The organism is Fictibacillus sp. FJAT-27399 (assembly GCF_001510655.1).
Classification (GTDB): Bacteria; Bacillota; Bacilli; order Bacillales; family Fictibacillaceae; genus Fictibacillus_C; species Fictibacillus_C marinisediminis.
Window position 1 is genome coordinate 1,575,955 of the sequence record NZ_LMVC01000002.1, and the last position, 19,964, is coordinate 1,595,918.

A 19,964-nucleotide genomic window follows, 5' to 3' on the forward strand; every position below is an offset into this window, starting at 1 on the left:
GTCTACATCTATAAGTACCCTTAAGAGAGATTATTAACATACACCCAAGGGAGGATTTTTACATGCCAGTACTACATGAAGATTTGCTTATAGAAATGAAAAAACTTACCGATGAAAAACGTGCAACAAGCAACGAGACGATCCTTCAGCAGCACAGCAAAGATGAGTCCCATCATTCACCTGTACTTCCGGAAGTGGTGGTTTTTCCTGATTCAGCTTCCGAAGTTTCTTCTATATTACAATACGCCAGCGAACACCAGATTCCTGTTGTTCCTTTTGGAGCAGGTTCAAGTCTTGAAGGTCACTGCATTCCGCTGCAGGGCGGCATCTCTATTAATTTCCAGAACATGAACAAGATCTTGGAAGTGCGTGAAGAGGATTTCCTAGTCAGGGTGCAGCCGGGGGTAACGCGTACACAATTGAATCAGGCATTAAAAAAGTACGGTTTGTTTTTCCCTGTTGACCCAGGAGCAGATGCTACGTTAGGCGGGATGGCAGCAACGAATGCGAGCGGTACGACTAGCGTGCGGTATGGAATCATGCGGCCTCAAGTCAGAGATCTGGAAGTCGTCCTTGCAGACGGCTCGATTATCCATACAGGCGGGCTCGCCGCAAAATCATCATCCGGGTATCATTTGACAAGTCTTTTTGTCGGTTCGGAAGGCACGTTAGGTGTATTTACTGAACTTACACTCAAAGTCTATGGCATTCCTGAGGCTACTGTTGCTGGAAGAGCGGTTTTCCCTAGTGTTAAAGCGGCGGTAGATGGCGCAATATCTCTTCTTTCCTCAGGAAACTCACTAGCCCGTGTAGAGCTTGTTGATGAATATTCCATCAGGCAGGTCAATCAGCACAGTGAAACCTCCTATCCCGAAAAGCCCACTCTTTTCCTGGAGTTTCATGGTAACCCATCCGGTATGCAGCAGGATGTTGCCTTTGCTGAAGAACTGTTGTCAGCTAACGGTTCTGAAGATCTGATATTCGAAACAGATTCTATAAAGAAGGCAAAGCTTTGGGAAGCAAGACATCACCTTGCCTATGCATTTAAGCATGGGTTTCCTGGAAGAGAGATGATGCTGACAGATGTGTGTGTGCCCTTATCTGAATTAACAGGCGCTGTGGTTTACGCCCGTGAACTGATAGAAAGGGAAGGTCTGCACGGCGGAGTTCTCGGACATGTCGGTGATGGGAATTTCCATTCTATTCTCATGTTTGATAAGAGCAGCGAAGAAGAAACACAAAAAGCCAATCGTATTAATGAGATGATTGTCGAGTATGCCCTTTCTAAAAGAGGAAGCTGTACCGGTGAACATGGAATCGGAATCGGCAAGATGAAATATTTGCAGCAGGAGCATGCCGACACCCTGCCATTGATGAAAATGATCAAAGAACAGTTCGACCCCCGCCATATTTTAAATCCGGGGAAGGTTTTATTTTAAAAACAGCAGATTAAGGAGAATGCGGACAGGGTAATAATAAAGTACAAACTTACCTTAGAAAGGACTAATCCATGAAAACTCTAATCATCCTTGTACTCGTAGTCATCCTTATCGTTCTGTTTATGAAAAGAAGAAGATAGTACGTAAAGGGGCTGTCCAGAAAGTCGAAAATCGACCTTCAGGCAGCCCCTTTTTGGCTTGAAAAATCTTCAATGAAAAGTTAATTGAAGTGGAAGATGCGAGACTCCTCGAAAATGAACTTCACATTTTCTTCGTGCGATAAAAAGCTGCCGGAGCCTTCCTTGTCCTGCGGGACTAGCGTGACAGGTGAGACTCCCGCCGGTGCTTGCACCAAAAAGTAGGCGTTCACGCCGGTAAAGCTCACCGCACGCCCCGCGGAAAGCGAGCGGCCTGGAACGGAAATCAACAGCTTACAGACTTCTTGGACAGTCCCTTTTTTTAGGGTATAATACAAACTGTTTAGCAGAAAATGGGAACAAGTGATTTTCTCTATTTAAAAACATCCATATCATCCAATCCGGCACCAGTGATTAGTTGGAAAAGCCGAAGCGCGTGGAGCTAGACATTACACATCTATAAAAAAAACCAGCTCTATTTGAGCTGGTCTAGTTCGTTTTTAATGCATTTAAATCTTGATTCCACTGCATCGGCTGCCAATGTGCAAGATCGTAGCTGCCTCCATCTATGTTTTCCTTTTCCTTGGACAGCGTCTCCAGAAGTTCCTGCGGCAAATGCTCTGTATTCAGAGTAAGATCAATGGAATCATCCGGTGAGTACAACAGAACAGTAAACAGCTTTTTATTTACCATATCCATCCCGTGTACATGCAGATAGCGAAGATCATTCATCCTGTATACGAAAAAAATTCGGTAGGGGGACATCTCATCATCCTGCCTTTTTAGAATCAGTATGTCCCGGGTGCCTATTTCTAAACGACTGAAAATGGATAGATGGGCAATTTCACTTGAACAGTTGTTCCTTTATTCTTTTCACTCTCAAAAGAAATGTTACCGTAATGTTCTTTTACAATTTTATAGCATACCATCAGACCAAGCCCTGTTCCCTTTTCCTTCGTCGTATAAAAAGGTTCTCCTAATTTTCCAAGCCTGTTTTTCGGTATGCCCGAACCCTGGTCTTCAATCTTAATCACTACACTTCCTTTTTTCTTTATGACAGCAAGCGTGATGATTCCTCCTTGATCCATGGCTTCAATGGAATTCTTTAACAGATTGATAAATAACTGCTTCAGCTGATTTTCCACACAATAAATAGAAGGAATATCTTTATCCACTTTTAATTGAATCTGTATGTTTTTAATAATGGCTTGTGTGTCCAGAAGGCGAATCACAGATTGAAGCATATCTTCTAATGAACTGTATTCGAAGTGGACGGCTTGCGGCTTTGCCACTAGCATAAGCTCCCCGACAATGTCATTAATTCGTTTTAATTCCGTCAGCATAATTGCAACATATTTGGTTTTCATCTCTTCATCTGTTTCCTTTAAAAGCTGGGCAAAGCCGATCAAGGATGTAAGGGGGTTCCGTATTTCATGGGCGACTCCTGCCGCCAGCTCCCCCAGAACAGAAAGCTTCTCCGACTTTCTTATCAATTCCTCAGTTTCCTTCGTTGCTGTAATATCTCGAGCGATCGTTACGAAGCTTTCTATCTCGTTCCATTCGTTAAGTACCGGAACCGCATTAGTCTCCATGACCAGCCAATCTCCATTTTGATGCATCAGGCGACATTCAAAGGTAAAAGGTTTTTTTTTCATTTTGGCCTTCGCAAAGGCAGCTCTAAGAAATTCCCAATCATCCGGATGAATCCTTGAAAAAAGAATTCTGTTTATTTCATCTAAGTTACTAGAGAATCCGAGGATGGCTTCATGGGAAGGTGAACTATAGATCAGTTCCCCATTGGGATTGGCTACGGCGATTAAATCTTTAGAATGCTCGGCAATGACACGGTACTTCGCCTCACTCTCACGGAGAGCCCGCTCTGCCTTTTTTTGTGCTGAAATATCCCGGTAAATCAAACAGAAACCGATGACTCTGCCCTGCATGTTGCGGATCGCAGAAAACGATATGGATACATCAATCCTTAATCCATCACGCCGGACTCTCTGGGTTTCAAAGGAAGGAACCGTACTTCCTTCGGCAAGAAGGCCCATAATACTTTTAGATTCCGCTTTGAATTCATCCGGTATGATAATGTGCGAATCGATTTCATCGGATAGAAGGTCATGCTCTTCCCAGCCGAACATATTCTCAAAGGCATGATTGACCTTGATCAGATTTTCTTTTGTATCGACAATTAAAATGGCGTCAGTCGTGCCCTCGAGTACAGATTCCAAAAGTTCGAGCGCGACACTCAGCTCTTCTTCCTTTTCTTTATGCTGGGTGATGTCCCTTCCTGTCACAAACAAAAACAAAGGATTCCCTTCTTCGTCAAAAGTAGCTTGTTTGATTAATTCAAGATAAATATACGATCCGTCTTTTTGCTGCACTTCTTCTTGAATTTTTATCGGATGTCCTGTTTCCCAAGCCTTCTTGTCTGTTTCCTTTGACCGCTCGATCATCCCTGCATTACACCAGGAGTTCTGTTCATCAAGAACTTTTCCTTTATACGTACAGCGGTCCACTCCACATACCTGGAGTGCAAATTCATTAGCCTCTATCCAATGGCCTTCTCTATTTTTCAAGCATATAAATTCAGGCAAAACATCAATTAATTTTTTGAAAACACCAAGTCTCGGAAGAAGTTCATCTTTGGTTAGCATCATTTTCAGTCCACACCCTCAACTATCATTCTGTCGTATTGTGTCTCAATCCCTTTTATATTAGATAATGGAGTAAGGTTTTCCTTCAAGAATTTACCGACAAATAGAGACAATAATAGGCATGGGAAAAACTTTGTTCATTAAAAAAAGCCCCGTGACTATACTGCACCCCAAAAGTTAGAGTAAAAACTTAACTTTTGGGGTGTTTGTTTATGGCTAAATATAGTGAAAAATTTAAGTTGATGGTAGTAAAGGAATATCAGGCAGGACATTTTGGATATATCACGCTGGCTAGGAAGCATGGCATGGCAGACAGTACACCGATTAAGAGATGGGTCAAACTTTACGAAAAGTTTGGAATGGAAGGTTTAAGGAAGAAACTTCACAGGAGGAATTATTCTGTTCAATTTAAGCTGGATGTACTAAGCTTTATGAAAAGAACAGGTTTTTCAGAAATGGAAACAGCCCTTCATTTTGGGATAACAAATTCTCCGATGATCGCTTCATGGAAAAAAGCTTTTAATGAAGGTGGTGCTGAAGCTCTGGGTTCAGAGTATGTCACGAAAAGGAAACTGCATTGATAACTCACCTATGGAGAACTTCTTTGGCCTATTAAAACAAGAAATGTATCATGGTCAGCGACGATGCTCGTTTGAAGATTTAAAGAAGCGAATCAAAGAATATATCAATTATTATAATAACAAGCGTATTAAACAAAAATTGGCCGGTATGAGTCCCGTTCAATACCGGATACACACCAGCCAATTAACTGCATAATAAAAACTCTAACTTTTCGGGGTCACTTCAGACCCGGGGCTTTTTATTTTATACTGCTTTAACGGCTTCTTTCAGTGATTTTCCTGGTTTAAATGCAGGTACACTGCTTGCGGCGATCATGATTTCTTCCCCTGTTAGAGGGTTGCGCCCTTTACGGGCGTTGCGGTTGCGAGTTTCAAAGGTTCCAAATCCAATCAGCTGGACGCTCTCACCCTGCCTTAATGCATTGGTAATCGATTCAAGAACAGCTTCCACCGCAAGGGTTGACTCTTTTTTATTCATGTTTGTTGCAGATTTTACTGCGTCAACTAAGTCTTGTTTTCTCATGAAAAAAATCCTCCTAAAAAGTAATTTAATATATTGCATTTGCTACCATTATTAACGCTTTCTCACTTTTTATACATCTGCCCTGCATATTTTCAAACATGAAAAGATCCCGGTATACAAGGCCGGGATCTTTCTCTTAACACTTAGATTGTCTCTCTAGAATCCATACACGGTCATTCCGCCGTCTACAAAAAGAGTTTGTCCTGTACAATAGGAACCAGCGTCAGAAGACAGGAAAACGGCAGGACCGACTAATTCGGCCAGTTCTCCGACTCTGTTCAGTGGAGTGCGGGATAGAATGTCATTCAAATAGTTTTCATCTGCAAGAAGTTCTGCTGTTAACGGTGTTCTGAAATACCAGGGACCAATTGAGTTCACATTGATTCCGTAAGGGCCCCATTCCAGTGCAAGGTTTTTCGTCATTTGGATCATCGCCGCTTTCGTCGAAGCATATACTACTCCCGTTCTTAACGCAACATGCCCTGCTACAGAGGAAATGTTGATGATTCGCCCGTTCCCTTGAGATTTCATAAGTTTAGCGGCTTCCTGGGAAAAATAGAAGGCTGAACGAAGGTTGGTGTTCATGATTTTCTCCCATTCCTCTTCAGAAACTTCCAGCGCTTTGCTTCTAATATTCATACCGGCATTATTGACTAGAATATGTACAGGAATTTGGCGTGATGTAAGAGAATCATATAATGATTGAATTTCTTCCTTTACTGTAACATCTACTGTAAAGGCATATGCCTTTCTCCCAAGTTTTTCGATAGAGCCGGCAACTTCATCAAGATCTGATCGAGTTCGGGAGATCAGTACAACATCCGCTCCAGCTTCAGCAAAACCAATGGCCAGTGCCCTGCCGATTCCCCGCCCTGCTCCAGTGATCAATGCTGTTTTTCCTTCCAACGAAAAAGACGGTAAATACATGATCAATCTTCCTCTCAGTTAATTTAATGTAAAAAGACTCGCCAGATAACAGAATATTTCTAACGTAACAAAGTATCCCTCTTTTATCCATTAATAAAAGATATTTTTTAACAGAACGAACGATTTACCTTCACAAAACGTATTACTATTGATTCATGAATCAGGTCGCAAGGAGGACACCGTAAAGATGGAAGAAAAAGATTTGGTCAAAAAAGCAAAAAAGGGCGACCAGCATTCTCTTTCTCTCTTGCTGCAGCAAAATTATTCTATTTTGTTTCATTATGTACTGAAAATAACGATGAACCGTTCAACAGCAGAAGACCTTGTACAGGAGACCATGCTTAAATGCATTCAAAAGATTGGGTTATACGAGGGAAAGTCTAAATTTTCTTCCTGGCTCATTTCCATCGCATCCCATCTATACATCGACCAGTTCAGACGCAAGAAAACCGAGCAGAAGTACCAGGAGCGCGAACAGGCATCCCGAAACCTGAAATGGAAAGCCGCTTTCATCAATGAAGAATGGAATGAAGTGCTAGATGCCGTAAGCCTTTTAAACGAAGAAACAAGAACCCCCTTAATCCTAAAGCATTATTACGGTTATACGTACGACGAGATCGGGAACATGCTGAATATTCCCGCCGGAACGGTTAAATCTCGGGTTCATACCGGGTTAAGATTCATAAGAAAGGAGTTAGCTGAAAGTGAAGGAGAATCCAGACTCAGCAAATAACCTTGAAGATAAGCTCAAGGAAAGCCTCTCACAGATTGAAAAATATGAAGAAGTCAGCGTGCCAGACCTTGCCTTTTTTGAACAAATAGTAGCTGAGGAAACCAGCAGAAATAAAAGACAGCTCGCTAAAGAGCTTGCCCTGTTTGGAGTGATAGCTGCTGCAATTCTGTTCTGCGTGGCAGCTATGCTTATTCGGCTCCCTTCTGTTTTCGTCATCCTTCAGGCTCCCGTACTGATTGGTGCTATTCTGTTTCTTTATAAACATCATAGAAAAGAAGGTGAATGGAATGACACATAACATACACGGCCAGCCGCTTTGGACACTAATTCTCGTTGTCATCATTCTTCTTTGCCAGAGCACATGGCTGTTTCTGGACGGAAGGAAACGCGGCTACCGTTATTGGTTCTGGTCTCTATGGGGATTGATCCAATGTCCGTTTCCTCTCCTCTTTTACCTCATATTCGCAAGAAAAGTGTTCAGGTCCAAACCATAAATCTCCTTAGCGTTTATGTCTGTCCTCTTGTGGGGAAAATGGTAACATAAGGAGGAGATATCATTGCAGACATCACTTTACGAAAAATTGGGTGGCAAAGACTCCATAGGAAAAGTGGTTGACCGTTTTTATGATAAAGTTTTGGCCGATTCGAGTGTAAATTATTTTTTCGAAAATATCGATATGGAAAATCAGAGGAAACATCAAACCAAGTTCTTGAGTTTCGCTTTGGGCGGACCCGCTCAGTATTCCGGAAAGTCGATGGCAAAGGTACATGAAGGCATGAATCTCCAGCCTGAGCATTTCGAGCCATTGTTCTTCACTTAAAAGAAGCGCTTCAGGAGTTTAACGTGCCCGAACAAGATATTGAAACAGCAGTTGATCACGTCAATACACTAAGAGATGACATACTTTATAAACAATAAAAAAAGAGGAGCTGCTCAATCCTGAGTCTGCTCCTCTTTTTTTACTCTTTTTCTACCCATTCCTTCCGCAGGACAAAAAGCTCTCTGAGTTCCTGAGTAGAAAGCTCTGTAATCCAGTTTTCACTCGTGATGACTTTTTCGCTAAGCTCTTTTTTGCTTTCAAGCATTTCATCAATCCGCTCTTCAAGCGTACCAAGCGTGATCATCTTATGAACGGTCACAAACCGTTTTTGCCCGATTCGGTGGGCACGGTCTGTCGCCTGGTTTTCTACAGCTGGGTTCCACCAGCGGTCAAAATGAATCACATGGTTTGCTTCTGTAAGATTTAACCCTGTCCCCCCAGCTTTCAAGGACAGCACGAACACACTGTGTTTTCCATCCTGAAACTTTTCAATCATTTCATCGCGTTTAGCCTTAGGCACTCCTCCGTGCAAAAAGAGCACATCTTCGTTCCAGCGGTTCGCGATATAGTCCTGAATCAGATTGCCCATAAATAAAAACTGCGTAAAGATCAAACACCTTTCGCCCTTTTCTCTTATGGCTTCCAAGAGTTCCACCAGCTTCGAAAATTTATTCGATCGCTCCTCAAGCCTGTTCTTCTTTTCTTCCTTCAGATATAGAACCGGATGGTCACAAACCTGCTTCAGCTTGCCTAATAAAGCTAAAATCAGCCCTCTTCGCTTCATGCCGCCTTCTTGCTCAAGCTGCTGAAACGTATCCTGAATCATCCGTTCGTATAAGGATGCCTGCTCTGCCGTTAGATGGACATACTCTTTAATCTCCTGTTTCTCCGGAAGGTTCAGCTGTACGTGTGGGTCCTGTTTGGTCCTTCTCAATAAGAAAGGCTGAACGAGGCTCTGCAGCTGTTTCAGCCGGCTGTTATCGTGCTCTCTTTCAACAGGAAGGACGAACCGTTTTCGAAAGGCGGCTTCACTTCCCAGGTAACCGGGATTAAGAAAATCAAATATGGCCCAAAGCTCAAGCAGCCGGTTCTCTACTGGTGTGCCGGTCAGCGCAATTTTATGCCTTCCCGATAAACGGCGGATGCTCCTTGATTGTTTTGTAAAACTGTTCTTTATATTCTGAGCTTCATCTAAAATGATCGCATCCCACAAGACATGCTGAAAATCTTCTTCATCCAGCTGTGCGGTCGTATACGAGGTTAATACAACATCCGCCCCCTGAATCGACTTGATAAATGGCTCTCCTCTTATCCTTGAAGATCCATAATGAAGGAACACGTTTAAATCAGGTGAAAAATGCTGCAGTTCTTTCTGCCAGTTTCCAATGACAGAAGTCGGACAGATTAGAAGTGCAGGAAATCCCCCCTCTTCATTATCTTTTCTTGTTTGAAGCAGGTAATCGATGGTCTGGATTGTTTTCCCCAGTCCCATGTCATCCGCCAGACATCCTCCAAGACCGAACTTCCTTAAAAATTGAAGCCAGGAGCTCCCTGTTTTTTGGTAGTCCCGAAGACTTCCCTGAAAGCCTGGGGCAGTAGGCTGAATCGGGATCTCTTTCACCTCAGACAGCTGTTCGACCATTTTGGCAAGGTCTGTGTTCAGCTCAATATTGACATAGCGCAGCAAGGAAGGCTCTTCTTCATTGCCGTCTTTCACGGGCTGCATGAGGTGCTGTTCCAAAATATCCTTCAGCTGAAGGCCTTTGCGGTTCACACTCTTCATAACCTGTCTGACCTCACGGATAAAAGCAGGATCGAGCTTGAACCATTTCCCTTTAATTTTCACTAGGCGCCTGCGGCTGTCAACGAGCTTCAGGAACTCCTCTTCGCTCAATTCGATGTCGCCTGTGGAAACTTTCCAGTCGAACTGCACGATGGAATCCAGCCCTAAAAATGACGGAGCGTATCCGCCAGATGAACTTTTCACTTTCGCTTTCAGGTCCGGCTGAAGATCTTTCAGCGCTTCCCACCAAGAAGGAAGAAGGATTTTAAATCCCCCTTCTTCCAGCCATTGACTCTTCTCATTTAAAAAATCCCATGCTTCATTTTCCGTCAGCTTTGTTTTAAAAGAACCATCCTTCTTTTGAAGAAAAGATACAAGTGTACCGGCAAAAGAAAGATCTTCTGCTATTCGGTGCGTAAAGGGCTGCCATTCTTCCGGAAGATCTTCCGCTGCCCCTGTCCAGTCAAAGTGGATGCTGCTCTCCTTATCCTCCAGCAGCACATCCAGTTTCCAATATCGATCATCTTCTTCAGGTTCCTGAAGCTCAAGAAGGACATCGAACGGCTTTTCATCTTTTTTCCAACCCAGTTTAACGAGCCATGATTCCTCTGACAGATTTTCATAAAGTGTATTTTTTTCGAGAAGATGTTGAAACGGAAACCGGTCGAAAAAGGCAGGCTCCGCATCCAATCTTTCTGGTTCTTCAAGAGCGAGTTCATCGATCGCCGTGTTCAGCCAATGGGACAGTTCTTTCCCGGTGGCTTCTATCTCCCATTTCCATTCACCTTTTTTCCAGGATTCAAAACTGGGTTTTACTCGGTGTTCCTGCAGTGATACATCCAGCTCCCTGGCGTGAGTAATCATGTCTTGAGCCTCTGCGCTCCAATTGTCCTGTTTCAGGAAAAAACGCGGATGCCCTGTGAACAGACGAAACGCATCAACAGCAGACACATAAACATATTGATCATCATCTCGTTCGATAAACGTTCCATAATAAGATTTTTTATGCCAGGCAAACAGCATGGGCATCCAGTCATCCACATGGAGTCTGCGCCCTTTCTGCTCTCCCCAGAACACCATTCTGTTGTCGTTCAGCCATCTGGCATGAAGTACAATGGCGGTCACATCAATCATGTATGAATTTTCCTTTCCTTAGCTCTTCCTGAAAAGCGCGGAGTCTGGCATACTGGGTAGCCAGCTTTTCAATATAATCATCAAACTGCACGTCTCGGTCCAGCTTTTTATAGATTGACTGAAGCTTTTTCAAGAAACGGATGGCCAGCTTATAGGATTTGCGGTTTTTCTCCCTGATGAGCCGGTCAACGGACTGGTGGTACAGCGGAAGAAGCACTTCCATATCCAGCTGCTCCACTTCTTTTAAATCCGTACCATTAATCAAGGAAGGCGAATACCCCATTAAGATCTGAAGCTCGACCCAGCGCTTAAAATCCTGCTGGACGTGCAAAAATTCATTGTATTCATAAAAAGTTACCGGAAGGCAGTCAACGAGCATCTGTTCATACTCCTTTTCCTCCCCCGTGTACTGTGCATATTTCCAAAAGTATTCAATATATTGGTGAAACTGTTCCCGAACAGACGTATCCCGGTAATAATCCTGCGTCTTCCGGTAAAATTCCGGCTTCAAGGCGAGCAGCCATTTCAGTAAAGACTCCCACTTTTCCCAATGAAAAAGCAGCTCAAGCCATATTAAGGCATGACGGGAAGAAAACTGCTCTGTTTTTTCCATCCGCTGATAAGCTTCTGTAAGGTCATCCCTCAAAAAGGCAAAGTGAACGAGCGCCATATCCAGAAACTGAGCCCGGGAACCCTTTTCCTTTTCCTCCAGAAGCTGCTTTTCATAAGCTACTACCCATTGGTCCACATGGTAAATGGTCGCCCAGCCTACTTGAAAGACACGAAAAATAATATCAAAATAACGGGCGGAAAGCTTAAATATATTCTGGAATTCTTTTAAACTTTCTTCAATTAAATCCAGATGTTCCGACTTAAGCCTTTCTGCCTGAATCTCCATAGCCGTTTTGAACATCCCATCGACCAGCTGGCTGAGATTAAGTTTAAAATGTGAAGCTAAATAATCGGGCACCCCATATTGCTTTTCATATTCCGTAAGCCTTAGGAAGGTTTCAAGCTGTGCATGAAACCGATACAGCTTTCCTATGTCATCATCCATAAAACTGGCAGCATTTAATAGACCTGGATAAAACTCCTTATGGATGTGGGTGAAGGTATAGCCTTCTCCCCTTTCCAGCTCTTTAAAGGTCAGATTCTGCATCTTATTCTTTTCAAAGTCTACAAAGCGCTGATTAAAGTTCTTTTTCCATTCATCAACAGAAAGTATGTTTTGAATCACCCGTTTTCTCGTTTTTGGTTCAGCATTCTTTGTGCTGCTCTCTTGCTGATCAGCTGAAGAAATCATGGCTTCCTGCTGTTCATTCTTTTGTTTTCCTCTCTTGCTTTTCCATTCCAATATAAGCTGATAGGGAGGTCCAAAAGAGGCATACAGCTGAAAAAACACAGCCAGCTTATGAGCACATGGCTCTGAGCTGAAGCATGAACAGCTGCTCTGTGAAAAATGCTCAAGATCAAGACTTACCGCATATCCACTCTCTTCAGAAACACTTCCTGTTACAGTCTTGTTATCCACATTAATATTGTATACAGCGCCTTTTTGGTAAAGCGCATAGCCTTCTTGTATCACTTCTCCACTAAAATGAAACAACACGTCTTTTCCAAGTTCCAGAACAACGTCTTTAGGAATCTGCTTACTTAACATGTGAGCCTCCGTAATATAGTACCATCCATTATATCAAAATTAAGGAGGTTCCATTCAATGTTGTGCTTCATTCCTTCAACAACAAAAAAATAATGGACTATATTGCCCATTATTACAGATAATTCAACACTATTTTTTGTAATATTTTGACTACTTTTATCAAATCTCTTTTCGAAATTTAAGTTTTGCTTCATACTAGTTTTTGTGACAAAATCCCTCATGAAAGTCGTGAATGAAAGATGTTATTACAAATGATTGAAAAAAAGCGCGAAGTTTTGCTTTGTCTTGGGAAAACCTACGGATTGACAGCAGAAGTCACCGTGAAATGCAGCCAGGAACTAGATCATTTGCTGAATCTCCTTTCCCGAATGAAGGGTCGCCCAAAACAGTATATCGAGCAATAACCAGCGCAATAACACAGAACGTAAAACTGCATAACGCAGAAAACGGCGGGGGAGTCTCCCGCCGGCCTTCACGGTTTCCTCCAGCTGATCCGGAGAGCTCGCTCCTACGATCGCGCTTGAAACATTCTCCTGCCGTAAGATCCAGGCAAGGGCAAGCTGTGCAACAGAGATACCGGTTTCTGCCGCAACCCCTTTTAACTGTTCTACTTTCTGAAGCTTCTCGTCTGTCAGATGGCGGGATATAGCCTTTTTACTGTTCTCATCTGCTGCGCGGCTTCCCTTCGGAGCTTCTTCTCCTATTTTGTACTTACCTGTTAGCACCCCCTGTGCCAACGGTGACCATACGACTTGGCCGATTCCGTGTTTCTCGCTGACAGGGATCACTTCTTTTTCAATATAGCGTTCAAACATATTATATTGAGGCTGACTGACAACAATTCGATCCAATAATTTTTTGTCCGCAAGGTGGACCGCTTCAGAAATTTGTTCTGCAGTCCATTCACTTACTCCCGCATACAAAACCTTTCCATGCCTGATCAGATCATCGATGGCCCGCAATGTTTCTTCGAGCGGCGTTTCTTTGTCATAACGGTGACAATAGAAGATATCAACATAATCCAGACCGAGCCGCTGCAGACTGGCATTGCACTGCTCGATGACATGTTTGCGGGAAAGCCCTCTATCGTTCGGACCTTCTCCCATCGGCCAAAAGGCTTTTGTTGCGAGAACATAGGAATCTCTCTGGTAATCTTTCAATACCCCTCCCACTACCTTCTCAGCTTCTCCGCGCATATAGACGTTGGCGGTGTCGAAAAAGTTAATGCCGAGGTCAAACGCTTTATTTATGCTGGCCTCCGCGTTTTCTTTCTCCACATAGCCAGCCGTTGTCAGCCAGCTGCCGAGTGAAATCTCGCTTACCTTCAATCCAGTTTTTCCAAGTCGGCGATATTCCATGAAAAATTCCACCTTTCCTTCAATAAATAGGTACAATACAAGTTTAACAGTTTTCTGAAAATTATAAAGAATTACAGCAAGTAAAACCTCACACCCCAGTCATGCCATGAGTTCATCAGGTAAATAATTCAATGGTTGGAGGGATATAGAACTATTTCGAAATAATTATGTAATCGTTTTGTTACCTTACTCTAACCTGCCTGTCATACACACCCTGTACAATTGCAATTGGCTATGAAGGAAAACATATCCTTTTTAACTAAAACTTTTCGTACTTGAGGAGGTACTACATATGATTAAAAAAGTAATTGCAACAGGAGCGATCGCTGGAGTAATGATGAGTTCTCCACTAGTAGGGGAAGCCGCGTTAGGGGACCATACATTAAAACAGGGCATGTGGGATAATGACGTGCATCAATTGCAGCAAAAACTCAAAGATAAGGGATATTTTCATTACACTGAAACAACAGGTTTTTATGGAGATATTACAGCGGCTTCCGTGAAAGATTTCCAAAAGAGAAACGGATTAAAAGTAGATGGAATAGCAGGAAAAAGAACTGCTGAGGCACTTCTTCAGTCCTCTTTAGGAAAATCAAATATACTAAAGCAAGGCAATAAAGGCTATGCAGTTTCAGGATTGCAAAGTGAATTAAAAGACCAAGGATTCTATAACTATACTGTGGATGGCATTTATGGTCCGGTTACTGTGAATGCAGTAAAAGCTTTCCAAAAAGCAAAAGGCATCGCTGTTGACGGATTAACGGGTCCTCAAACCATTAAAGCTCTTTATGGTGAAAATGGCGTTCGTGTGAGAACAGAAGTTGAATCTTCTGCTCCAGCACAAAAAGCCTCAGCACCAGTAAAGGCTGCTTCTACTGATCAGAAACAAGGAAAAACAGTATCTGTTGAAGCAACAGCCTACACCGCTGATTGCGATGGATGCAGCGGCGTAACAGCAAACGGTACAAATCTTAAAGCGAATCCAGACGTAAAAGTCATCGCGGTTGACCCGGATGTTATTCCGTTAAACTCACAAGTGTATGTAGAAGGCTATGGCTATGCAGTAGCTGCTGACAAAGGCGGCGCCATTCAAGGAAACAGAATCGATGTCTTCTATTCTTCTAAACAAAAAGCAACCGAATGGGGACGCAAGAACGTTAAAGTTACCATCCTGGATAAATAATCTTTGCATTTTAAGAAAAGAGGCGGACATGTGCCGTCTCTTTTTTTGTTTGGGCTGCGAACGTTCTTAGTGCGGATTATTCTATGAACTGCTGCTTCAGCTTTTTTGCGTTGTCACAATATCTTTATATGTTTTTCGGCAAATATCTTTTATAATAGGTACAGTATTTGACTAATTAGTGAACAGGCTGGTGAATGTATGTTTCTTTGGATTGCGATTATTATGGGAATGGTAGAAGGATTAACAGAGTTTCTACCTGTTTCCTCCACCGGACATTTAATTATTACCGGGCATTTTCTCGGGTTTACAGGGGACAAAGCGAAAACGTTTGAAATTGTTATACAGCTCGGTTCCATCCTAGCTGTTGTGGTTCTATATTGGAAAAGACTGTGGAGCCTTCTCGGTGTAGGCAAGGTGGAGACAGAAAACGGCCAAAAAGGCCATTTGAATTTACTCCACATTTTTGCGGGCATGCTGCCGGCTGTTGTGATCGGGCTTCTCGCTCATGATGCTGTAAAAAAATATTTATTCTCTACAAGTACGGTTGTATTCAGCTTAATTGTCGGCGGTCTGCTGATGATCTATGCGGAAAAGAAGAAGAAGAAAATTACGGCAGCTACCCTTGATCAAATTACGTATAAACAAGCATTTATCATTGGGCTGTTTCAATGTCTTGCACTTTGGCCCGGCTTCTCCCGTTCGGGCGCGACCATTTCTGGCGGTGTGCTGCTCGGCTTAAGCCACAGAACAGCTGCAGATTTCACATTTATTCTTGCAGTCCCAATTATGATTGCTGCAAGCGGTCTTGATCTGTATAAAAGCTGGGATGTGCTTAGCGGAGCTGATCTTCCATTCTTTGCAGCAGGATTCATCACGGCCTTTATTGTCGCGGTCGTTGCTATTCTGTTCTTTATCCGCTTGATTGCAAAAGTAAAACTTACTCCATTTGCCTATTATCGTTTTATACTTGCCGCAGTTTTAGCTGCGATCATTTGGCTTTAATTTTCAATTTCAGATAAAAGATGGCGTTTTTCGCCGTCTTTTTTTTTTGGAGGTTTTTCACCGTTTTTGTAGAATATATTAGAAAAATGGGAAATAAAGGTGGAAATAAAATTGGATATCCTTCAGCAAACAGAACGCATGAAACGTAATATAGCGTCAGTATTAGTCGGAAAAGAAAAAATTGTCGACTTGATCATGATTGCACTTATTAATAAAGGACATATTCTTTTAGAAGACGTGCCAGGCACCGGGAAGACGGTGCTGGCTAAAAGTGTGGCCAAGTCCATCAGCGGCGGATTCAGACGGATTCAGTTTACGGCTGATGTCCTTCCCAGTGATATAACGGGGATTAAATTTTTCAACCCGAAAGAACAGGATTTCGAGCTTCGCGTCGGACCGGTCATGACGAACATACTGCTGGCTGATGAGATTAACAGAGCTACACCAAGGGCACAGTCCAGCCTGCTTGAAATAATGGAGGAGAAGCAAGTTACCATTGAAGGGGAAACAACCAAGCTTCCCTCTCCTTTTATTGTCATCGCTACCCAGAATCCGATTGAATCTCAAGGTACCTTTCCCCTTCCGGAAGCACAGCTTGACCGTTTTTTCATTCAAATACAGACCGGATACCCTTCATTTGAAGAAGAAAAGAGGATGATCTCTCTGTATCGAAAGCAGGAACCTCTCGATCTGCTTGAAGCCGTCTTCTCTCTGGAGGATTTACATAGAATGCAAGACATGGTAAAGGAAGTGGAACTATCGGACGATGTTGAGAACTATTTGCTGTCCATTGTTCATGCGACAAGAGAATCAGGATTTGCTGAAGCTGGCGTCAGCCCGCGGGGAACGCTTGCCTTTATGCGTGCATCTCAGGGCCATGCTCTGATTCATGGACGGATGTACGTCACACCGGATGACATAAAACTGATGGCCCCTTATGTTCTGTCCCACCGTCTGGTCCTCTCGCTTGAAGGAACGCTGAGAAAAACAAAGCATCAGGTCATTCAGGAGATCTTGAAAGCCGTTGAAGTCCCGGTCGAGTCAGGTGCTGGGTCATGAGTGTCTGGCGGAAAGAGCTTGCCGTACCCAAGCTTCTTCAGGCCTCGTTAAGTGCCGGCGGAGTTTTAGCTGCCATCAGTTTTTATAAAAAATCACCTGCTGTATTAGCGCTTGCTTGCTTATTCGGAGCCGTATACTATCTCAGCCGGCTTTATTTCCGGTCTGCTGCTGATCAACTTGTTTTTCAAAACCCGCGAAGGAGCATCCGGCTTTTTCCGGGCGATACAGACAGCCTGCCTCTTACCCTTTCCTATGAAGGCAGCTGGCCGCAGATCCGTGGAACGATGACCTTTACCTCTTCCGATGCCATTGATGTTGATAACGCAGTACTGACGCATGAAAAGAAAAATTTAAAGCAAAAGGATTATGAGTGGCAATTTGCTGTCCCTAAAAAGTCACGGCTGGAGCAGGAGCTTATGGTTACAGGAAAAAAACGGGGAGCCGTGAAGCTGAACCGTATTGAACTCAGCATCCGGAATGTCATGGGATATGGTCTCCTCCTCCTGGCCTTTGATCCCATCTACCGAACGGAAGTGATAGTATTTCCTGCCCCTCTCCCAGTGATCGGTATCAAGCCGCTGCTGCAGTTCGGCCAGGGTTTCCATCCTTTTTCACGGTCATTGTTTGAAGATCCGGCTTCTCCTGCAGGTGTAAGAGACTATGAAAGGAGTGATCCTTATAACAGGATCCATTGGAAAGCAACAGCAGCTTCAGCATCACTCAAGACGAAAGTTGTAGAGAAAACAACAGAATACAAATGGGCCTTTATCGTCAATGTTGGGTCAACCTCCTATGGGACCTCCCCTTTTCAGAGTGAGACAATGGAAAACCAGCTCAGTTATTTAACCTTTATGTGCCAGCATGCTTCTTCAGCCGGTATTCCGTATGAAATCTTTATGAATATCCGTGTTCCCGGTGCTGTTGGTTTTCTTAAAGTGGAAAAAGGAGAGGACCGTGCTCATCTGTTAAAAGTACTCGAAACACTTGCCCGTATCAGTGTTTCAAGTGTAACCTTTCCCCTCATTGAGCTGCTTGCAAAATCAGACCGCGAAATTTCAAGCACGGTTCCTGTGGTTATACTGGCAGGCAGCCTTGATGAAGATGACAGGCAAGAGCTGTACTTTCAAAAGTGGCAGAAGCACGGGAGCCCTGTCTATCGGATTATAGAACAAGAAGAAGGGGCTTATCTTTCAAAATGGTCTGCAAGGAGAGCCATCTCATGAAAAACAAAGGGATGCTTCTCACCTTTTCTCTTAATTACTCGTTTGACAGTCTGCTTCTTTATTTAATCGTAATCAGCCTGCTGCCTTTCAGTCTTATCCTGTTTTTAAAGTTTTTTGCTCTTTATATTCTTAGCTGCTTGCCATTTGTTTTGCTTTTTACCTTTTCGAAAAAGATGAGCGTGGGTAAAATCATCCTTCTCAGCCCTATTGCTTTTGGAATTGCTTATCTTTTTGGGCTTGGCGCCGCCTTTTCTTTCCTTCTCGCAGGGATCATAGCCTGGCGAGCATGGGCTAACTGGTCTGAGCCCATTAAGCAAGACATGGAAGTGATCTGGATTGTCTCTTTTGTACTGGCATTCTTTCAGTATATTTTCTTTCCGAACATTCCTGAGGCTTTGCTCCTCATTCCGACAGTACAGCTTGCCTATCTTATCCTGCTTAAAAGCTATCATCGAAATTTGAATGATGGGAAACCTTGTTTTCAGAACACAAAGCAAGGAATATTATCGTTATCGGTTCTGCTATCTTCAGCAGTTGCTGCATACCTTGCTTTCCCTTTCTTTTCCTTCTTGTTCAAAAATTTGATGGGTCTACTACTCTATGCTGTATTTACGATTTTAAGCAAACCTCTATTCTTTCTTTACAGCCTTCTTCCCATTTCTGATGGCGGCAAAAGGAGAGCTGAAGCCTTTGCTGAATCATTTAAAGGAAGCAAAAAAGTGAAAGGACTGCCTCACGTATCACCTTTTCACAACCAATGGATATTGTGGATCATCTGTGCAGTCATCCTGCTCGCCCTCTTAATCTATTTCAGAAGAAGGATTCTATCAACATTGGGTCAGACGATATCCTCACAAAGTATTCAGCCCATTATGCCCGGCGAAAAGCCTGCTCTTAAAAGGCGCCGTTTTTGGAAAACACCGGCCGATGAGGCGAGAAAAGTTTATATCCAATTTGAAAAACGCATGACAAAACTAGGGGGTGGCCGTGCCTATGACGAATCCGTTACTGAATGGCTGCATCGTCTCGATCTGCCGAAAACAGCGATTGAGATCGTATCAACGTCTTATAATAAGGTCCGGTATGGAGGCCTTTCACTTGATTCGGACGAGCTGGATTTCTTTAAAAAAGAAACACGAAGCCTTACAGGAGAGTTCAAGAACCGGAATAGAGAAGAAAGGACTTGATGTTTCCCCCTCGAATAGAATAAAAAAAACATCACATTCAGAAGCGGTTCTGAGTGTGATGTTTTTGCTAATGAATAGCCGGCCGTGTTCAGCCACCTGGATCCATCATAATATATGAAGCAGGCATACCATCCTGCAGCAGCTGTTTCATCCTTTTCATAGAGGGATCAATGTGCTTGAAATAGTTGAGATAAGATGCACATAGATAATTTAATCCTGGCTCATGAAACCAAAATCTATTTATACTAAGCCCTCTTTAATATTTCCTAACCCATATTCAGGATAGACAAAATGATCACAGGCAAACAACTCACCTGTGGTTCCATTGCTGCTGCCTGACCGCACCTTTCTGAAAAAATACAAATGGATGAAGGGATTCCAATCCACGAAGCCAGTGCCCATTCAAAGTTCATGACATATACCGAGCCTACATCATGCTCCACCCACTCATTGAATATTTGAATGAGAAACTCCCCATACATTTCGTTATACCACTGCCAGGCAGTATTCTCTGTTAAATAAAAAAAAGCTAGGCTCAACGCCTAACTCCATCC

At 43.1% G+C, this 19,964-nt stretch carries 20 protein-coding genes and 2 pseudogenes; 13 read left to right on the plus strand and 9 right to left on the minus strand.

Annotated elements, in window-relative coordinates; translation table 11 throughout:
* The first annotated feature begins 62 nt into the window (after positions 1–62).
* Complete coding sequence (locus tag AR335_RS13005) at positions 63–1,439, plus strand: FAD-binding oxidoreductase (RefSeq protein ID WP_062236372.1); 1,377 nt, start codon at positions 63–65, stop codon at positions 1,437–1,439.
* Between the two features lie 220 nt (positions 1,440–1,659).
* On the opposite strand, the gene AR335_RS24080 is transcribed toward AR335_RS13005, so the two are convergent.
* From AR335_RS24080 to AR335_RS13015, 3 genes are all read right to left on the minus strand, one after another.
* Positions 1,660–1,866, minus strand: a complete 207-nt coding sequence (locus AR335_RS24080) for a hypothetical protein (protein WP_156418962.1) — start codon at positions 1,864–1,866, stop codon at positions 1,660–1,662.
* Between the two features lie 199 nt (positions 1,867–2,065).
* Entirely contained in the window at positions 2,066–2,341 is a 276-nt protein-coding gene (locus AR335_RS13010; protein ID WP_053355435.1) for a hypothetical protein, read from the minus strand.
* Positions 2,342–2,388: 47 nt separating this feature from the next.
* A complete protein-coding gene (locus AR335_RS13015; protein ID WP_062236376.1) occupies positions 2,389–4,239 on the minus strand; it encodes a PAS domain-containing sensor histidine kinase in 1,851 nt (616 codons plus the stop codon).
* A gap of 209 nt (positions 4,240–4,448) precedes the next feature.
* Between AR335_RS13015 and AR335_RS13020 the strand changes: the two genes are divergently transcribed.
* Complete coding sequence (locus AR335_RS13020; RefSeq protein WP_156418963.1) at positions 4,449–4,817, plus strand: helix-turn-helix domain-containing protein; 369 nt, start codon at positions 4,449–4,451, stop codon at positions 4,815–4,817.
* Positions 4,786–5,013, plus strand: a pseudogene (locus tag AR335_RS23185) (IS3 family transposase); the annotation flags it as partial. The gene AR335_RS13020 and the pseudogene AR335_RS23185, both read left to right, overlap by 32 nt.
* 48 nt (positions 5,014–5,061) lie before the next feature.
* Here the strand turns inward: AR335_RS23185 and AR335_RS13025 are convergent.
* Together AR335_RS13025 and AR335_RS13030 are read right to left on the minus strand one after the other, a co-directional pair.
* Complete coding sequence (locus tag AR335_RS13025) at positions 5,062–5,340, minus strand: HU family DNA-binding protein (protein WP_053355437.1); 279 nt, start codon at positions 5,338–5,340, stop codon at positions 5,062–5,064.
* Positions 5,341–5,496: 156 nt separating this feature from the next.
* Entirely contained in the window at positions 5,497–6,267 is a 771-nt protein-coding gene (locus tag AR335_RS13030; protein ID WP_062236379.1) for an SDR family NAD(P)-dependent oxidoreductase, read from the minus strand.
* Positions 6,268–6,454: 187 nt separating this feature from the next.
* Here AR335_RS13030 and sigY point away from each other — a divergent pair, with 187 nt between their 5' ends.
* From sigY to AR335_RS13045, 4 genes and pseudogenes are all read left to right on the plus strand, one after another.
* Entirely contained in the window at positions 6,455–7,000 is a 546-nt protein-coding gene (gene sigY, locus AR335_RS13035) for an RNA polymerase sigma factor SigY (RefSeq protein WP_062236382.1), read from the plus strand.
* Positions 6,972–7,298 carry a YxlC family protein gene (locus tag AR335_RS13040; RefSeq protein ID WP_062236385.1) on the plus strand — a complete coding sequence of 109 codons (327 nt, stop codon included), beginning with the start codon at positions 6,972–6,974 and terminating at the stop codon, positions 7,296–7,298. Before sigY ends, AR335_RS13040 begins: the two co-directional genes overlap by 29 nt.
* Positions 7,288–7,494, plus strand: coding sequence for a sigmaY antisigma factor component (locus tag AR335_RS23190; RefSeq protein WP_082316010.1), 207 nt, complete (start codon positions 7,288–7,290; stop codon positions 7,492–7,494). The genes AR335_RS13040 and AR335_RS23190 overlap by 11 nt, the downstream gene beginning before the upstream one ends.
* Before the next feature lie 63 nt (positions 7,495–7,557).
* Positions 7,558–7,919 (plus strand): annotated as a pseudogene (locus AR335_RS13045) (group I truncated hemoglobin).
* Between the two features lie 41 nt (positions 7,920–7,960).
* Here AR335_RS13045 and AR335_RS13050 read toward each other — a convergent pair.
* Positions 7,961–10,738, minus strand: coding sequence for a DEAD/DEAH box helicase (locus tag AR335_RS13050; protein WP_062236388.1), 2,778 nt, complete (start codon positions 10,736–10,738; stop codon positions 7,961–7,963).
* The gene (locus AR335_RS13055; protein WP_062236390.1) at positions 10,731–12,398 is read right to left on the minus strand and encodes an SWIM zinc finger family protein; all 1,668 of its coding nucleotides are present in this window, start codon (positions 12,396–12,398) and stop codon (positions 10,731–10,733) included. The genes AR335_RS13050 and AR335_RS13055 overlap by 8 nt, the downstream gene beginning before the upstream one ends.
* A 251-nt stretch (positions 12,399–12,649) precedes the next feature.
* Here AR335_RS13055 and AR335_RS23195 point away from each other — a divergent pair, with 251 nt between their 5' ends.
* On the plus strand, positions 12,650–12,802 hold the full coding sequence (locus AR335_RS23195; protein ID WP_231689152.1) for an aspartyl-phosphate phosphatase Spo0E family protein: 153 nt from the start codon (positions 12,650–12,652) through the stop codon (positions 12,800–12,802).
* Here AR335_RS23195 and AR335_RS13065 read toward each other — a convergent pair.
* On the minus strand, positions 12,737–13,756 hold the full coding sequence (locus AR335_RS13065; protein WP_082683486.1) for an aldo/keto reductase family protein: 1,020 nt from the start codon (positions 13,754–13,756) through the stop codon (positions 12,737–12,739). The genes AR335_RS23195 and AR335_RS13065 overlap by 66 nt on opposite strands.
* Before the next feature lie 292 nt (positions 13,757–14,048).
* Between AR335_RS13065 and AR335_RS13070 the strand changes: the two genes are divergently transcribed.
* The 5 genes from AR335_RS13070 (at position 14,049) to AR335_RS13090 (ending at position 19,410) form a co-directional block, all read left to right on the plus strand.
* Positions 14,049–14,939: a peptidoglycan-binding protein gene (locus tag AR335_RS13070; RefSeq protein ID WP_062236395.1), complete on the plus strand. Its 891-nt coding sequence runs from the start codon at positions 14,049–14,051 to the stop codon at positions 14,937–14,939.
* A 198-nt stretch (positions 14,940–15,137) separates the two neighbouring features.
* Positions 15,138–15,941 carry an undecaprenyl-diphosphate phosphatase gene (gene bacA / locus AR335_RS13075; RefSeq protein ID WP_053355447.1) on the plus strand — a complete coding sequence of 268 codons (804 nt, stop codon included), beginning with the start codon at positions 15,138–15,140 and terminating at the stop codon, positions 15,939–15,941.
* Positions 15,942–16,079: 138 nt separating this feature from the next.
* On the plus strand, positions 16,080–17,000 hold the full coding sequence (locus AR335_RS13080; protein ID WP_062237096.1) for an AAA family ATPase: 921 nt from the start codon (positions 16,080–16,082) through the stop codon (positions 16,998–17,000).
* Positions 16,997–18,223 (plus strand): DUF58 domain-containing protein, encoded by a 1,227-nt coding sequence (locus AR335_RS13085; protein WP_062236398.1) that lies wholly within the window; start codon positions 16,997–16,999, stop codon positions 18,221–18,223. Before AR335_RS13080 ends, AR335_RS13085 begins: the two co-directional genes overlap by 4 nt.
* Complete coding sequence (locus AR335_RS13090; RefSeq protein WP_062236401.1) at positions 18,220–19,410, plus strand: DUF4129 domain-containing protein; 1,191 nt, start codon at positions 18,220–18,222, stop codon at positions 19,408–19,410. Before AR335_RS13085 ends, AR335_RS13090 begins: the two co-directional genes overlap by 4 nt.
* Positions 19,411–19,676: 266 nt before the next feature.
* Here the strand turns inward: AR335_RS13090 and AR335_RS24965 are convergent, their stop codons facing one another.
* Positions 19,677–19,949: a hypothetical protein gene (locus AR335_RS24965; protein WP_062236404.1), complete on the minus strand. Its 273-nt coding sequence runs from the start codon at positions 19,947–19,949 to the stop codon at positions 19,677–19,679.
* Positions 19,950–19,964: the final 15 nt, after the last annotated feature.

Bases quoted from the DNA above. Each gene is read 5' to 3' on its own strand.
- AR335_RS13005 (WP_062236372.1), top strand. From the start codon at position 63: ATGCCAGTACTACATGAAGATTTGCTTATAGAAATGAAAAAACTTACC.
- AR335_RS13010 (WP_053355435.1), bottom strand. From the start codon at position 2,341: ATGTCCCCCTACCGAATTTTTTTCGTATACAGGATGAATGATCTTCGC.
- AR335_RS13015 (WP_062236376.1), bottom strand. From the start codon at position 4,239: ATGATGCTAACCAAAGATGAACTTCTTCCGAGACTTGGTGTTTTCAAA.
- AR335_RS13020 (WP_156418963.1), top strand. From the start codon at position 4,449: ATGGCTAAATATAGTGAAAAATTTAAGTTGATGGTAGTAAAGGAATAT.
- AR335_RS13025 (WP_053355437.1), bottom strand. From the start codon at position 5,340: ATGAGAAAACAAGACTTAGTTGACGCAGTAAAATCTGCAACAAACATG.
- AR335_RS13030 (WP_062236379.1), bottom strand. From the start codon at position 6,267: ATGTATTTACCGTCTTTTTCGTTGGAAGGAAAAACAGCATTGATCACT.
- sigY (WP_062236382.1), top strand. From the start codon at position 6,455: ATGGAAGAAAAAGATTTGGTCAAAAAAGCAAAAAAGGGCGACCAGCAT.
- AR335_RS23190 (WP_082316010.1), top strand. From the start codon at position 7,288: ATGACACATAACATACACGGCCAGCCGCTTTGGACACTAATTCTCGTT.
- AR335_RS13050 (WP_062236388.1), bottom strand. From the start codon at position 10,738: ATGATTGATGTGACCGCCATTGTACTTCATGCCAGATGGCTGAACGAC.
- AR335_RS13055 (WP_062236390.1), bottom strand. From the start codon at position 12,398: ATGTTAAGTAAGCAGATTCCTAAAGACGTTGTTCTGGAACTTGGAAAA.
- AR335_RS23195 (WP_231689152.1), top strand. From the start codon at position 12,650: ATGATTGAAAAAAAGCGCGAAGTTTTGCTTTGTCTTGGGAAAACCTAC.
- AR335_RS13065 (WP_082683486.1), bottom strand. From the start codon at position 13,756: ATGGAATATCGCCGACTTGGAAAAACTGGATTGAAGGTAAGCGAGATT.
- AR335_RS13070 (WP_062236395.1), top strand. From the start codon at position 14,049: ATGATTAAAAAAGTAATTGCAACAGGAGCGATCGCTGGAGTAATGATG.
- bacA (WP_053355447.1), top strand. From the start codon at position 15,138: ATGTTTCTTTGGATTGCGATTATTATGGGAATGGTAGAAGGATTAACA.
- AR335_RS13080 (WP_062237096.1), top strand. From the start codon at position 16,080: ATGAAACGTAATATAGCGTCAGTATTAGTCGGAAAAGAAAAAATTGTC.
- AR335_RS13085 (WP_062236398.1), top strand. From the start codon at position 16,997: ATGAGTGTCTGGCGGAAAGAGCTTGCCGTACCCAAGCTTCTTCAGGCC.
- AR335_RS13090 (WP_062236401.1), top strand. From the start codon at position 18,220: ATGAAAAACAAAGGGATGCTTCTCACCTTTTCTCTTAATTACTCGTTT.